We start from the raw sequence: 13,443 nt of genomic DNA on the forward strand, positions 1-13,443 counted from the left end.
GCGCCGGGCATGTCGCCATGATGTTGCCCATGCAGATCATCAAGGAGCCGACATGCTCAATGTCTATATCATTCTGGCCAACGACAGTGGCTTTATCCGACATGAAGCGCTTCGTCAGCCGGTTCAGCCGGGTTACGTTTACTGGCTGCTTGACCGGGATACCGCGCTGACGGTCAGTGCCCAATGTCAGTGCTATGTCTTTTCCTCCCTGGAGTTGCAGACGATCTACCGGGACATTCGTCACCTGATTCGTACCCCGGCGCAAAGTTACACGCGGCTGCCCAAGGTGCATGCGGTGGCCGTGGACGCCGGCATGCAGCGGGCTATCAGCCAGATGGCCGGACTGAGCAAGACGGCGATGCTGCATTTCCTCTGCATGTACTGTCTGCTGGCGGACAAGGGGCAATGGGCCGGACTGTTGCAACGTGCCATCGCCGCCGATGGCGATATGTTCGAGTTCATCCACCAGCATCGACTCGAGTCCTGGCCGGTACAGCGTTACGCCGATGAGATGGGCTTGTCGCTGCGAAAATTTAATCAGCTCTTTCGCGAGAAGTTCGGCCAGTCGGCCAAACAATGGCTGACTGTCCAGCGTCTGGAGCATGCCCATCATCTGCTGCAAAGCACAGACAAAAAGGTGATTGATGTGGCGGTAGAGTGCGGTTTCTGTAACCACGCGCACTTCTCCGACAGTTTCAGGCGCCACTTCCAGATGTCGCCGAGCGCGGTCCGGCGTCAGTCGGTCTTGCCCCGCCTGGCCGCCACCGTGCCGATGGGGTGTGCCGCATGAATATCGATGCCATCGTTTCCAGCCTGAACGCCCAATTGGCACAGGCGGCCAGCCAGATGGCCGCGGTGACCGCCAGCGATGTCACCGAGAATCCGGCCGCCATGCTGCAGATGCAATATGCCATGCAGCAGTACAGCACCATGATCAACTACGAAAGCTCGGTGATGAAGGCCTTCAAGGACATGATGGCCGGCATCATCGCCAAATTGTGAGCCAGGCACCCCTGCCCGGCGAGACGGGTCTGCTGCGCAAGCTGGTTGTCGAGGCGGGGTTTGCCGCGGTACAGCATGGAATGCGATGCGAAATGCGCCAGATTGAGCAGGCCTTGGCCGACTGGCTGGACGATGCAGATCTTTTGGCACTCTGTCGCGCCATCCTGTTGTTTGGCCAGGGTGAGTATGGCCAGGTCGAATCGTTGATCGCCGGGCTGGATCCTGCCCTCTGTGCCCCCTTGCGAGCGGTGTTGCCGCTCGCTACCGATGAAGGAGAACGCCATGACCATCGAACCTCTGGCGGGTGCCCGCCCCCTCTCCGCCCTGGATCGCCCCCTGCCACCGCCACCGTCGGCACAAGCCGTGGATCGCTTTGCCGCCCTGTTGTCGGCCGAGGCGCCGGGCTCGCCGGAGGGCATGCTGCAGGCACAGGGTGCGTTGACGCAACTGACGCTGGGCAGTGATCTGACGGCCAAAGTTGCCGGGGCGCTGACGCAGGCCATCAACAAGCTGGTCAACCTGCAATGAGACAGATGCGTCTGGGCGTCGTCTGTCTGACCCTGCTGCTCACGGCCTGCAAGGCCGATCTGTATGGACAGCTGGGCGAGGTGGAGGCCAACCGAATGTTGGCACTGTTGTTATTCCATCAGATTCCCGCTGAGAAGGTGCGCGACAAAGAGGGCTATTTGCTGCGGGTCGATCCCTCGCGCTTTGTCGAGGCTGAAGAGTTGCTGCGGCAAAGCGGAATGCCTCACCGGCAGCGAGTCGGCATTGCCGATCTGTTTCCGGCCGGGCAACTGGTGTCGTCACCCGAGCAGGAAGCGGCCAAGCTGCGATTCATCAAAGGGCAGGAGATGGAAAATCTGCTCAGTCGCATCGAGGGTGTGATCAGTGCTGACGTCTCCGTGGCCGAAAGCGTGGCGCGAGAGGGAGAACCGGCGACCTCGGCCAGTGCCGCGGTGTACATCCAGTACAGCCCGGCATTCAACCTCGCGCCACGCGAGGCTGAGCTGCGCGCTCTGGTCAGTCACGGCATTCCGGGGCTGAGCCCGGAGCAGGTCAGCCTGGTCATGCAGCAGGCCGACCTGCCTCTGACCGATCCGCCTCCCCCCGCCTGGCGCGAGCGTGTGCTGCTCTGGGGCGGCGTGGGGGGAGTGTTGTCTGTGGTACTGGCCCTCACGGGCTGGTGGTTCTGGCGCAAGCGCCGTTGAGCATGCTGCCCGAACCGCTCTATCTGACGCTCTGGTTCCAGCCCGGTGCCTGCATGGACAGCTCATGGTGGCATCACCTGGGTCTGCAGGCCTGGCAGACGGCCTATGAGCAACATGCCGGGCTGCGACCGGTGCTGGATCAGCGCCTGGGCAACCTGCTGGCACAGCAGGGCCCGCCGCCTGAAGTGGGGGATGCTGTCCTGTTGTCCAGGCTGTGTGCGGCCAACAGTCGTCAGCGCTGTGTGACGGCGTTGGGCCTGCAGGCGCTTGGCTGTGCTGATTATCTGCTGCGCAAACCCTGGCGCCAGGCCCTGGCCGGCGTGTTCACCGGTGACGAACTCTCCCGACTGCAGTTGCTGTTGCCGCCCGGCACCCGAGCCATGCCGACATTGGCGCCAAGTGAACTGGCCGAGGTGGCTGAGCGCCTGGGGGCGGGCCGTCTCGCGGCGGCCAGCGAGCCTTTTCTGTCGCTGTTTCGCCTGCTGTGGCCGTTGCCTGACATGCTGCCGGCCAGACAGTCCCTGCAACCGCTGCTGACGAGGATCGTGCGTTGGATGTGATGGCCAATCCCCTGATGCTGCACTGGGAGAGTGTGCCCTTGCCCTGCCCGGCGCAGGGGGTGCTGCGCGCCAGTGAGCTGGCGAGTGTACGTTCGCTGGTCCGGGCCATCGACATGGCGCAGCAGCAGCTGACGGATTTGCAGCAGGCTGTCGAACAGCTGCAGCATGAGGCCGAAGTCCGGCAACAGCGCTGGCAGCAGCAGGCGGTGGCACGAGTCCGGGCCGAATGTGCCGCTTTGCGGCAGGAAGCCCGTGATGCGGCGGTGGCCGAGACCGTGCAGTGGATGCAGGCGGAAATGGCGCTGGAACAGCAAGTGGCCCGGCAACTGCTGGCACGATGGCGACCGACGTTGGCGGCAGGACTGCACGCGCTGCTGGGACAGCAGGATCAGGTGAACTGGCTGTTGCAGCAATTGGATCAACAGATGCCGGCTTTGCTGGCACAGGGCCGCCTGTTGCTGAGTGTGTCGCCGGAGCAGGTCGATCAGATTCGGTGCGCGCTGGCTGATGAGCCGTTGCTCAGGGTCGCGGCAGATGTCAGCTTGCAGCCTGGTCAGGCGGTTCTGGATAACGGATTGGTACGCGTGACGCTGGATGTGCCGGCCCAGCTGACCTGGTTGCTGCAGCAACTCGCCGGCTGTGATGAGGAAGGCCGCCATGCTGGATAGCCTGCGTGGCACGAGCGGGCCGTCCTTGCCATCCCCCATGCCGACGGTGTCGCTTCCCGCCGGCGTGGTGGCTGTTGCCAGCGATTCGGTGTGGTTACAGGCGGGGGCGACGCTGGCGGAGGATCAGACCGATGCCCTGTCGGAAACCTTTGAGGATCTGGGCTTTGCGCTCGGTTCGCAACGCAGTGGCGAGGCCGCCCGGCGCAGCGGCAAAGAGCCGGGGCGGGTGCTGGCCCAAAAACTGATACTGGAAATTCAGGCCATTGAGGCCCTGACGCTGGAAAGTGCGCTGCAGGACATGGGCAACTGGCAGGCTGCCTTGCACTCCCGTCAGGCCCTGGCTCAGTTTGTGCAGCAGGATCCGGTGCGCATGGCGCTGTTGTTGTCGCTGGTGCTGGCGCGTACGCGTCAGGATCCGGCGCAGCGTGCCCGTCTGGAGGCTTTGCTGGCCAGCTTGCTGGACGGCGAAGAGATGAGCTTGTCGCTGTTTGGCCTGCTGATCCTCGGGCCTCGCACCAGTGCCTGGCGTGATGGATTGCGGCGACTGTATCACCGTGCAAGCGAACAGCGGCCCCGTCTGTCTCAATGGCTGGCGGATCTCGGTCCGCGTCCGCAGCGACGGCCGATGCTTGTGTCCATGATCCGTGTGCTGTCCTTCGAATTGTCGGCCAGCGGCAAACCGATCGCCGGCAGCCACCTGGCAGCGGTGATCGGTGATCTGCAGCGCCTGCTGGGCATCCTCGGCCTGAGCGGCGCGTGTGATGAGCGTGCTGCCGCCCTGTCGGGATGGGATGATGGTGAGCCCTTGCTGTATGCCCTGGTGCAGATGCTGGAACAGCTCTGGCCCGATGCGGCGTTGATCGAGCCCCTGTTGCCGGAAGGGATGCCGACGCAGCGTTATGCGCTCTGCCAGTGCTTTTACCGTCTGGTGCAGGCCTTGCCCTGGCACTGCTTTGTGGATGCCGAGCACAAGGAACGTCTGCAGGGCGTTCTGTCGGTCTTGCGTGATCAGGCCGCGGAGATGTAGGCGGACGCAGCATGGCTGAAGGGGAGGTCTGGCACGTGAGCCTGGTTTAGGAATGGTCGTAATCGTAGCCTGTTGAGGGCTGGTTAGAATCCGCTGAGATGCCTGCTCAAGGAGGGTGTGGATGAAGAGTCCCGGGATACGCCTGCTGATCGTCGAGGATCATGCCCTGATGGCAGACGGTATCTGCCAGCTATTGCGCGCCCTGCCTCATGTGCAAGTGCTCGGGGTGGTGGCGGACGGGCTGGTCGTTTACGAGCAATGTCTGCGCCTGCAGCCGGATGTGTTGCTGCTTGATCTCGGTCTGCCCGGCATGGATGGTCTGGATGTCATCCTGCATTTGCGTCGTCGCTGGGCAGCCATGCCCATCCTGATTTTCTCTTCCTGCCGCGAGTCGCAGCGCATTCAACGGTGTCTGGCCGCCGGTGCCACCGGCTATGTGCTCAAGCAGAGCCAGCCAAAGGTCTTGTTGGCAGGATTGTCCGAGCTGCTCGCCGGCAAGTGTTTTGTCGATCCGGCGATCAGCATTGCCCCGGTGTCGTCCCGTCGTGCTTCCCTGCCTGCCGAGCATGGCCTGACGCCCAGAGAGCGGCAAGTGCTCAAGCTGATTGCCGAGGGGCGTCGCAACCGCGAAATTGCCCAACTGCTGCTGTTGAGTGTCAAGACCGTGGAGACCCATCGCCTGAACCTGATGCGCAAGCTGGATGCCCACAATGCCGCGACCTTAAGTACCTGGGCGCATCGACTGGGGCTGGTCGGTCACCAGGGGTAAGGCGGGTGGATAGCCAGTGGTCTGCATCAGCCAGCGCAACACTTCGGCGACGGCGGCGAACAGGGATTCCGGGATGTAATCGCCAGGTTTGCAGTCCGCAAACAGCGCCCGGGCCAGCGGCACGCGCTCCACGACCGGGATGCCATGGCGTTCGGCCAGGCGGAGGATATGCCGTGCACGATGATCTCGTCCCATCGCCGTGATCTGAGGCAGCGGTGTATCTCCTGGCACGAAACGCAGGCAGACGGCCAGACGGGTCGGGTTGCGCACCACGACCGAGGCGGCGGCGACTTTGCCAGCCAGCGAGCCGCTCAGCAGCTCCTGATGCAGGTCCTTGCGGCGCTGCCGGATCTCCGGATCCCCTTCGGTGTGCTTGTACTCCTGCTGCAGATCCTTGTGCGACATGCGCAACTGCTTCAGCCACATGAAGCGTTGATAGCCGTAGTCGGCGATGGCGAATACCATGCCGGTGGCCAGCTGAATGCCCCACATCCACAGCAGTAGTCTGGCGCCGACCAGCAAGCCGGCCTGAACACTGGCGCCGGGCAGGTAGGCGAGCGAGGGGCCGTATTGGCGAATCAGATAGGCAAAGGTCAGCCCGAGAATCAGCACCTTGCACAGCGACTTGAGCAGCTCGATCAGATTTTTCATCGACAGCAGGTTTTTGGCATTGCTCAGCGGGTTAATGCGCTGGCCGGAGAGCTTGAGCGCCTTGGGGGCGAACAGAAAACCGGTCTGCAGCAGGCCGCCCGAGATCAGACACAGCACCAGCACCAGGGCAAGGCCGCCGCAAAAGCGCAGCCAGAGCCAGCCCAGATGAGGCAGATAGCGTGCCAGTGCGCCGCCCAGATCTTGCTGCCCGACCGCGATGACCAGCCAGAGATCCTCGGCCAGGGCGTCGTAAAGCGCCTTGCCTTCCAGCATCAGCCATAGCAATACCACGCCACTCTGTATCACCAGACCGACATCCTGGCTGCGTGCGATTTGCCCCTCCTTGCGCGCGTCGCGGAGGCGCTTGGCGGTTGGTTTTTCCTTCTTTTCTTCGCTCATGGAGACGTGAGCAGTCCCTGCAACAGCGGCGCGTCAAAATGGACAAACCGGTCGTCGACCTGTTGCAGGCCGTACTGCAGCGCCAGCAGCAGCATCAACAGGACGGCCAGGCTCTTGATCGGCATCGACAGCGAAAAGACATTGAGCTGCTGCACCGTGCGGTTGATCAGACCGAGACCCAGATCGATCAGCACCATGATGACCACGCCCGGCATGGCAAAGCGCAGCGCCAGCGCATACATCATTTGCCAGGAGGTATCGAGTAGTCGCAGAAAGCCGGGACCAAACTGCCAGTGGCCCCCCGGCGGCAACTGCCGATAGGAGTCGAGCAAGGCATTGATCAGCGCATGAAAGCCGCCACTGACCAGAAACACGGTGGCCAGCAACTGGGCGAACAAGAAGCCGAGCGCCGAGGACTGGCTGCCCAGCAAGGGGTTGAGCACGCTGGCCATGGATGCACCGCGCATGGTGTCGAGCACGAAGCCGGCCATGTCGAGGGCCCAGAACGGCAGCGCTGCCGCAAACCCCAGCAACAGCCCAATGGTCAGCTCGCCGGCCAGCAGCAGAGCATAAGCCAGGGGCTGCGTCCCCGGATCGGGCAAGGAAACGTCCCAAAAAAAGGGCAGCGACATGAATGCGGCCATCAGGGCCAGGGTGTTGCGGATCAGGCTGCCCCCCAGCATGCCGGGGGCGAATAGTGGCACCAGCAGCATGGCGCCCAGCGGTCGCATGGCAGCCAGCAGGGTCAGTGCCACCAGGGCTGTCAGTGGTGGCATGTTCATCTCATGCGTCCGATCAGCGACAGGCAGTGATCGGCGTAACGCATCAGAACATTGCCCATCCAGTGGTAGCTGATGGCCAGGGTCAGGCTGGCCGCCACCAGCTTGATCAGGAACGGCACAGTCTGGTCCTGAATCTGGGTCAGTGCCTGAAACAGGCTGACCAGCATGCCGACCAGCGCGGCGACCAGAATGACTGGCAGAGACAGAATCAGCACCAGCCACATGAGTTCGCGTGCCAGCTGAATGATCAGGGACAGGGCCATGGTCGCTATCACTGATACGACAGCAACAGCTGATCGAGTAGCTTTCCCCAGCCGCCAATCAGCACGAAGATCAGTAATTTGAACGGCATCGATACCGTCATGGGAGACACCATCATCATGCCCATGGCCAGCAAGATGTTGGACACGATCAGATCGATGGCGATGAAGGGCAGAAACAGCAGCAGGCCGATCTTGAAGGCCTCGATCAACTGACTGACGGCAAAGGCCGGCATCAGGATCAGCAGGGAGTCGTCGCTGAGCTGCGCCCGCAGAGAGGCTGGCCAGGTACGCCGGGTGGCATCGCGAAAATAGCGCAGTTGTTCTGCCGCGGTGTACTTGCGCAGGAACTGGCGGTAGGGGTCGAGGGTGTCGTCCTGCAGCCTTTCCCAGCGCAGGCCCTGCTTGTCGGGATGTGCAGCGAGACGTTGCTGCACCGCCTGTCCGACCGGCGCCATGATGAACAGCGTCAGTACCAGTGCCAGGCCGTACAGCGCCATATTGGGCGGGATTTGCTGGATGCCCAGGGCATTGCGCAGCAGCGAAAAGACCACTGCCAGCTTGAGAAAGCAGGTGCCCATGACGACCAGCAGCGGCAACAGGGACAGCAGGGACAACAGCAAGATCAATTGCTCGGAAGATGGGGGCAGGGCGATGGTCGGCATCGGCGCTTTCTCTCGGTCAGGTGAGGCATTGTTGTCGCTGCGCCGCGCCAGGGGTATCAGGTGTGTACCTGATGTGAGCGAGGCCGTCGCTGCGGCATCATCCAGGCTCCGCGAGCTGAGCTGGGTGTGAGATGGATCTGCAATGGCAACGAGAGATGGAAGTCTGGCAGCGTTTGTGGGGCTGTCAGCAGATTGTGCAGGCCGAGTGTCTGTCCCTGTCTCTGAGTGAGGGCGAGCGGCTGCAGGTCGAGCCGTTGCAGGACCGGGCGCTGATCAGCTGCGCGCGTCGTGTCTCGCCTGTCTCGCAGATGACGATGCTCGGGCATGTGCTGAGTTTGCTGACGCCGGAGGCCGCGGCCGGTTTGCCCCTGCGTGCCTGGCTGGGGCAGGGCAGTCTGTGGCTGGCCGTGACCATGCCCCCCGGCGCTGGCGCCGAAGCCTGGTATGGACTGGCCCGCCAGATGAAAAGTCTGCTGGATCGCGCCATACGGATGTCGGCATGAGGGCGCTGCATGCCTGGCTGAGCCAACTCAGGGGCCGGCAGGATATGGCCCTGGCCGCGGTGCTGTTGCTGGCCGTATTCATGATGATCCTGCCTTTGCCGACCCCGCTGGTGGATCTGTTGATTGCCATCAATCTCGGTTTGTCGATTCTGCTACTGATGGTGGCGCTGTATCTGCGTGAGCCGATGGAGTTCTCGGCGTTCCCTTCTGTGTTGCTGATCACCACGCTGTACCGGCTGGCGCTGACCATCAGTACCAGTCGTCTGATTCTGTTGCAGCATGATGCCGGCGAGATCGTGCAGACCTTTGGCAATTTCGCCATTGGCGGCAATCTGGCGGTCGGTCTGATCGTGTTTGCCATCATTACCGTGGTTCAGTTCATTGTCATTACCAAGGGGTCGGAGCGCGTGGCCGAAGTGGGCGCCCGCTTTTCTCTCGATGCCATGCCGGGCAAGCAGATGAGCATCGATGGTGATTTGCGCAATGGTGCCATCGATGCGGCGGAGGCACGGCGCCTGCGGGCGCAGGTGCAGAAGGAGAGCCAGCTGTATGGCGCCATGGATGGCGCGATGAAGTTCGTCAAGGGCGATGCCATTGCTTCGATTGTGGTGATCCTGGTGAATATTCTCGGCGGGATCACCATCGGGGTGTTCCGCGAAGGCATGAGTGCCGGTGAGGCGGCGGCGACTTACGCCATTCTGTCCGTGGGCGATGGGCTGATCGCCCAGATTCCGGCCCTGCTGATTTCGATTGCCGCCGGCATCATCGTGACCCGTGTGCCGGGAGAGACACGCCGCAATCTCGCCGTGGAGTTGTCCGGCCAGATTGCGCGCCATCACAGTGCCTTGTGGCTGGTCGCCGGGGTGCTGGTGTTGTTTTCCCTGTTGCCCGGTTTCCCGACCTTGATCTTCCTGCTGCTGGCGGCCGGTGTCGGCGGTGTGGCGTATTCCGTGCCGCGTCAGCCCGCGCCCGAGGCCGCCGGTGTCGCCGATCGCGCCAGTGCCGCTACGGGCGAAGCCAGCGACCATCTGGTGGTGGGCGCCGTGCCTTTATTGCTGCGGGTGGATGTCCGTCTGGGACAGGACGAGGGGCTGCGCCAGCGTCTGCAGGCCTTGCCACAAGGGTGGTTCGAGCGTACTGGCCTGCCGCTGCCCGAGATTGAGTTGCGCGGAGAGGCGACACTGGCCCCAGGCGAGATCGATGTGCAGTTGTTTCAGGAGTCCCTGTTGCGCCTGACATTGCCGGATCTGGCCTTGCTGGATCCCCGGCAACAGGATGTCCCTGATGACCCCGTGATGACGACGCCCTTGCCGCAGTATGGCGCGATGCGGCTGCACTGGTATGCCCCCTCCGCGCAGCCTGGCTTGCTGCAGGGCCATGAGCGCATCACCGGCTTGCTGAGCTGGTTGCTGTCGCGGCATGGGGCGGAGCTGATTGGCGTGCAGGAGGCGCGTTTCCTCATGGATCGGATGGAGCAGCGCTATCCGGAGCTGGTCAAGGAGCTGCAGCGTCATCTGCCGGTGGTGCGGGTGGCCGATGTCTTGCGGCGCCTGGTGGCGGAAGAGGTGGGGATTCGCGATCTGCGCGCGGTCTTCCAGGCGCTGGTCGAGTGGGCGCCGATTGAGAAGGATCCGGTGATGCTGGCCGAGTATGCCCGGCTCGGGCTGGCCCGCCACATTCTGGGGCGATATCGCCAGGATACGGCGGTGATTCAGGCCTGGCTCATCGGCAGTCAGATCGAAGAGCAACTGCGCGAGTCGGTGCGTCAGACCTCCGCTGGCTCGTATTCGGCGCTGTCGGCTGAAGAGAACGAACGCATTCTTGCGCAGATACGGGCCGCGCTGTCGCCTGCCTGCCCGCCCGGTACGCTGCTGGTGACCGCCATTGATGTGCGCCGCTTCGTACGCAAACTGATCGAGCGTGAACTGAGCCATGTGCCGGTACTGTCGTTTCAGGAGATCGGCAACGAGGTGGAGATGCAGGTATTGGGCCATATCGAGTTAAAGGATGAGGTGGATGCGTTTACCGGATATTGAGGCGGTGCTGTCGCATCTGTCGCTGCCGGACTTGCCGCTGGCGTGGTCGTGCCGGCGCGAGGGGCGCCTGACCGAGGTGGGGGCGGCATGTCTGCAGGCGCCATTGCCGGGGGCGAAGCTGGGGGAGTTGTGTCGCTTCGGTGAGCGGCATCTGGCCGAGGTGATTGCCCTGCGTGGCGAGCAGGCGCTGCTCTCGCCGTTTTGTGAACCGCTGGGTGTGGGGCTGGGCGATTGGGTGCTGGCCACCGGCCAGACATTACAGGTGCCGGTCGGCGAAGCCTTGCTCGGCAGGGTACTGGATGCCCTGGGCGAGCCGCTGGATGGTCAGCCACTGCATCCGCAGGCATGGCGTGCGGCGGAGGCCGACCCGCCGTCCCCCTTGCAACGTGCGGTGATTTCCCGGCCCTTGCCGGTCGGGGTGCGCGCCATTGATGCGGCGCTGACCGTCGGTGAGGGCCAGCGCATGGGAATCTTTGCACCGCCAGGCTGTGGCAAGAGCACGCTGCTGGGCATGTTGAGTACTGGGGCCGAGGTGGACGTGGTGGTGCTGGCACTGATCGGTGAACGGGGCCGGGAGGTGCGCGAGTTTTTGCAGCATGTCCTGAGCCCGGCTGTGCGCGCACGCAGTGTGCTGGTGGTGGCCACCTCGGATCGCCCTGCACTGGAGCGTATCAAGGCCGCCGCCACGGCGACCACCATGGCCGAGGCATTTCGTGAGGCCGGCATGAAGGTGTTGCTGCTGGTGGACTCGCTGACGCGCTATGCACGCGCGGTGCGCGAGGTGGCGCTGGCGGCAGGGGAGCCGCTGGTAGCCGGCGGGTATCCCCCCAGTCTGTATGCGCGTCTGCCTCGTTTGCTGGAGAGACCGGGCTGTCTGGCTCAGGGCAGTATCAGCGCCTTTTATACCGTGCTGATGGAGGACCGGGCCGATCCGCTGGCCGAGGAGGTGCGTTCGCTGCTGGATGGGCACATTGTCCTGTCGCGCAAGCTGGCCGAAGCCAATCACTATCCGGCGATTGATCTTCTGGCCAGTATCAGCCGGGTGATGCCGCTGGTGACCTCGCCAGCGCAGCGCGAGCAGGCGGCCAGGGTGCGCCAGTGGCTGGCGACCTGGCAGGAGATCGAGTTGTTGTTGCGCATCGGGGAATACCAGCCAGGTCAGGATGCCCTGGCGGACGAGGCGGTGGCTCGCCGCGAGGCGATTCGGGATTTGCTGTGTCAGCCGGTGTCACTGCATTGCGGATTTGACGAGACACTGGCCATGCTGGATGAGGTGGCGAGCGGCGCATGCTGAACCAGCTGCAAGCCATCAAGCTGCGGCGTGCTCAGGGGGTGCGGCGTGCCATGGCGCAGACCCAGCAGCGTCAGCAGGACCTGCTGGTGCAGCAGGCGGCGCTGCAGCAGGAGATCGGTCAGCAGCGCCATGTCTTGTTGCATTTGCTGGGCGAGCAGGGCACTTACAGTCAGGGGGCGCTGGCGCGGCTGCGCGCTCGCATCGTCAGCACGCAGCAGACTTTGCAGGGCCTGCGGCAGACGCGGCAGCGTCTGCAAGCAGAGATGGCCGCCCTTGAGCGGACGCTGGCGGAGCAAACAGGACACTGGCGACAGTTGCAGCGTCAGCTGGAAAAACTGCTGTGGATGAAAGAGAGGGAATGATGGCGTACTGGCACCGAACATCGCTGCTGCCGGCGACCGTCCATGCTGTCGAGACCGAGGCGCCGGCCCGCTCCGGCATGACGGCGCGGCAGGCGGCTTTTCAGCGCGAAATGCTTGCTGGGGGCGCGGCCGGACCGGCGGATGACTTGCTGCCGGGGCTGGTGAGCGATGCCGAACCTCTGCGCTGTATGGTGAGCGATGGCCCGCTGGCGGGACTGCAACTGGTGCTGGCATGGCGTCATCCTCGCCTGTGTCTGTCTCTGAGCTCGCCGGACCCGGCGTTGCGCCGCCGGCTGCGGCAGCAGCGCGATGGGCTGCGCACGGCACTCGAACAGGGGTTGGGCGTGCCGGTCGAGTTGCAGGTGGCGGGGGAATCCGGTGATTGAGTTGCCCAGGCTGCTGGCACTGAGCCGCCAGGGCGCTTCTGCCCCCTGGCGCGACGGCTTGCAGCATGCCCATTACCGCCAGGCTCAGGGGCCGGGTGTGCGGTTGCGCGCTTCCTGTGAAGGGGTGCCGGTGGCCTTCTGGGTGCCAGAGCCAGAGTGGTGTCACTGGTTGTCTCCGCTTCTTCCCGTGCCGAACCTGTCGGCGCTGGCGCAAGACTGGCAGGCCGCGGCGGCCGCCTGGACACTGGCGGTTCTGGAGCCGGTCTGGCAGGCGCTGGCGCTGCCGCTGTGTCGCGAGGCGCAACTGGACGCGGCGCCGGCGCCAGACAGTGCCTGCTGGTGTTTGTGCTTCGAGGCGGCAGGCAGACGATTGCCGCTCTATATCGAGGTGCTGCCGGGGGAGTGGCTGATGCGCTGGCTGAGTACCATGTCGCCGCCGGACATCGGGCTGAATTTGCCGCTTGGCATAGGCTGGTGTGCCTGGCCACCGGGGGGGGCTCAGCTTGGCGATGCCTTGCCGGTGCTGGCTGCGGCCGAGGCACTGGATGTGTTCTGGCTCGATCCGCTGGCTTCGCCGGGGCGGGTGCAGTTGTTATCGCCGGATCGACTGCAGGTCGTGGATTCGATGGTGCCGGCCATGCCGGACGATGAGAGAGCGGGCTGGCTGGCGGTCGAAGTGGGGCAGGTGCAGCTGGCGGCGCAGGATGTCTGGCCCTGGCAAGCCGGAAAGATCATGGCGGTGCAGTCTGCCGCCAATCCGCTGGTGCGTCTGAGTAGCGCGCGCGGGGTGGTGGCACAGGGGGGGCTGCTGCAATGGCAGCAGGGCTGGGCGGTCTGCCTGGCGGGGACGCCGGCGGCGCCCGACTGA

The 13,443-nt window shown here is 64.0% G+C and carries 19 protein-coding genes; 14 read left to right on the top strand and 5 right to left on the bottom strand.

The genetic code is table 11. From position 1 onward, the window contains the following. Window positions 1–52: 52 nt before the first annotated feature. Entirely contained in the window at window positions 53–790 is a 738-nt protein-coding gene (locus AACH39_RS13660; protein WP_215778664.1) for an AraC family transcriptional regulator, read from the top strand. Next, on the top strand, window positions 787–1,002 hold the full coding sequence (gene sctF, locus AACH39_RS13665) for a type III secretion system needle filament subunit SctF (protein WP_215778661.1): 216 nt from the start codon (window positions 787–789) through the stop codon (window positions 1,000–1,002). The genes AACH39_RS13660 and sctF overlap by 4 nt, the downstream gene beginning before the upstream one ends. Here the strand turns inward: sctF and AACH39_RS13670 are convergent. Then, window positions 939–1,286 (bottom strand): hypothetical protein, encoded by a 348-nt coding sequence (locus tag AACH39_RS13670; RefSeq protein ID WP_338620389.1) that lies wholly within the window; start codon window positions 1,284–1,286, stop codon window positions 939–941. The genes sctF and AACH39_RS13670 overlap by 64 nt on opposite strands. Between AACH39_RS13670 and sctI the strand changes: the two genes are divergently transcribed. From sctI to AACH39_RS13700, 6 genes are all read left to right on the top strand, one after another. Next, on the top strand, window positions 1,285–1,530 hold the full coding sequence (gene sctI, locus AACH39_RS13675; RefSeq protein ID WP_252346097.1) for a type III secretion system inner rod subunit SctI: 246 nt from the start codon (window positions 1,285–1,287) through the stop codon (window positions 1,528–1,530). The genes AACH39_RS13670 and sctI overlap by 2 nt on opposite strands. Window positions 1,531–1,535: 5 nt before the next feature. After that, window positions 1,536–2,213, top strand: a complete 678-nt coding sequence (sctJ, locus tag AACH39_RS13680) for a type III secretion inner membrane ring lipoprotein SctJ (RefSeq protein ID WP_338620391.1) — start codon at window positions 1,536–1,538, stop codon at window positions 2,211–2,213. Between the two features lie 2 nt (window positions 2,214–2,215). Beyond that, window positions 2,216–2,773, top strand: coding sequence for a type III secretion system domain-containing protein (locus tag AACH39_RS13685; RefSeq protein ID WP_215778651.1), 558 nt, complete (start codon window positions 2,216–2,218; stop codon window positions 2,771–2,773). Further along, window positions 2,773–3,441, top strand: coding sequence for a hypothetical protein (locus AACH39_RS13690; protein WP_338620393.1), 669 nt, complete (start codon window positions 2,773–2,775; stop codon window positions 3,439–3,441). Before AACH39_RS13685 ends, AACH39_RS13690 begins: the two co-directional genes overlap by 1 nt. Next, window positions 3,431–4,468: an HrpJ domain-containing protein gene (locus AACH39_RS13695; RefSeq protein ID WP_215778647.1), complete on the top strand. Its 1,038-nt coding sequence runs from the start codon at window positions 3,431–3,433 to the stop codon at window positions 4,466–4,468. Before AACH39_RS13690 ends, AACH39_RS13695 begins: the two co-directional genes overlap by 11 nt. Before the next feature lie 121 nt (window positions 4,469–4,589). Further along, on the top strand, window positions 4,590–5,237 hold the full coding sequence (locus AACH39_RS13700; RefSeq protein WP_215778645.1) for a two component system response regulator: 648 nt from the start codon (window positions 4,590–4,592) through the stop codon (window positions 5,235–5,237). Here the strand turns inward: AACH39_RS13700 and AACH39_RS13705 are convergent. The 4 genes from AACH39_RS13705 to sctR are packed head-to-tail and all read right to left on the bottom strand — an operon-like array spanning window position 5,190 to window position 7,994. Continuing rightward, window positions 5,190–6,287 carry an EscU/YscU/HrcU family type III secretion system export apparatus switch protein gene (locus tag AACH39_RS13705; protein ID WP_338620396.1) on the bottom strand — a complete coding sequence of 366 codons (1,098 nt, stop codon included), beginning with the start codon at window positions 6,285–6,287 and terminating at the stop codon, window positions 5,190–5,192. The genes AACH39_RS13700 and AACH39_RS13705 overlap by 48 nt on opposite strands. Further along, window positions 6,284–7,063, bottom strand: a complete 780-nt coding sequence (sctT, locus tag AACH39_RS13710) for a type III secretion system export apparatus subunit SctT (RefSeq protein WP_338620397.1) — start codon at window positions 7,061–7,063, stop codon at window positions 6,284–6,286. The genes AACH39_RS13705 and sctT overlap by 4 nt, the downstream gene beginning before the upstream one ends. Before the next feature lie 2 nt (window positions 7,064–7,065). After that, window positions 7,066–7,332: a type III secretion system export apparatus subunit SctS gene (gene sctS, locus AACH39_RS13715; RefSeq protein WP_215778638.1), complete on the bottom strand. Its 267-nt coding sequence runs from the start codon at window positions 7,330–7,332 to the stop codon at window positions 7,066–7,068. Between the two features lie 8 nt (window positions 7,333–7,340). Beyond that, window positions 7,341–7,994, bottom strand: a complete 654-nt coding sequence (gene sctR, locus AACH39_RS13720) for a type III secretion system export apparatus subunit SctR (RefSeq protein ID WP_215778636.1) — start codon at window positions 7,992–7,994, stop codon at window positions 7,341–7,343. 131 nt (window positions 7,995–8,125) lie between these two features. On the opposite strand from sctR, the gene AACH39_RS13725 reads away from it, so the two are divergent. The 6 genes from AACH39_RS13725 to AACH39_RS13750 are packed head-to-tail and all read left to right on the top strand — an operon-like array spanning window position 8,126 to window position 13,443. Beyond that, entirely contained in the window at window positions 8,126–8,497 is a 372-nt protein-coding gene (locus AACH39_RS13725) for a hypothetical protein (protein WP_215778633.1), read from the top strand. Beyond that, complete coding sequence (gene sctV, locus AACH39_RS13730; protein WP_338620399.1) at window positions 8,494–10,533, top strand: type III secretion system export apparatus subunit SctV; 2,040 nt, start codon at window positions 8,494–8,496, stop codon at window positions 10,531–10,533. The genes AACH39_RS13725 and sctV overlap by 4 nt, the downstream gene beginning before the upstream one ends. Next, complete coding sequence (locus tag AACH39_RS13735; RefSeq protein ID WP_338620400.1) at window positions 10,514–11,827, top strand: FliI/YscN family ATPase; 1,314 nt, start codon at window positions 10,514–10,516, stop codon at window positions 11,825–11,827. The genes sctV and AACH39_RS13735 overlap by 20 nt, the downstream gene beginning before the upstream one ends. Next, window positions 11,821–12,189 carry a hypothetical protein gene (locus AACH39_RS13740; protein ID WP_338620401.1) on the top strand — a complete coding sequence of 123 codons (369 nt, stop codon included), beginning with the start codon at window positions 11,821–11,823 and terminating at the stop codon, window positions 12,187–12,189. Before AACH39_RS13735 ends, AACH39_RS13740 begins: the two co-directional genes overlap by 7 nt. Then, window positions 12,186–12,575 (top strand): hypothetical protein, encoded by a 390-nt coding sequence (locus tag AACH39_RS13745; protein ID WP_338620402.1) that lies wholly within the window; start codon window positions 12,186–12,188, stop codon window positions 12,573–12,575. The genes AACH39_RS13740 and AACH39_RS13745 overlap by 4 nt, the downstream gene beginning before the upstream one ends. Further along, window positions 12,568–13,443, top strand: a complete 876-nt coding sequence (locus AACH39_RS13750) for a hypothetical protein (protein ID WP_338620404.1) — start codon at window positions 12,568–12,570, stop codon at window positions 13,441–13,443. Before AACH39_RS13745 ends, AACH39_RS13750 begins: the two co-directional genes overlap by 8 nt.

It is taken from the genome of Paludibacterium flexuosum (genome assembly GCF_037076605.1).
Lineage (GTDB): Bacteria > Pseudomonadota > Gammaproteobacteria > Burkholderiales > Chromobacteriaceae > Paludibacterium.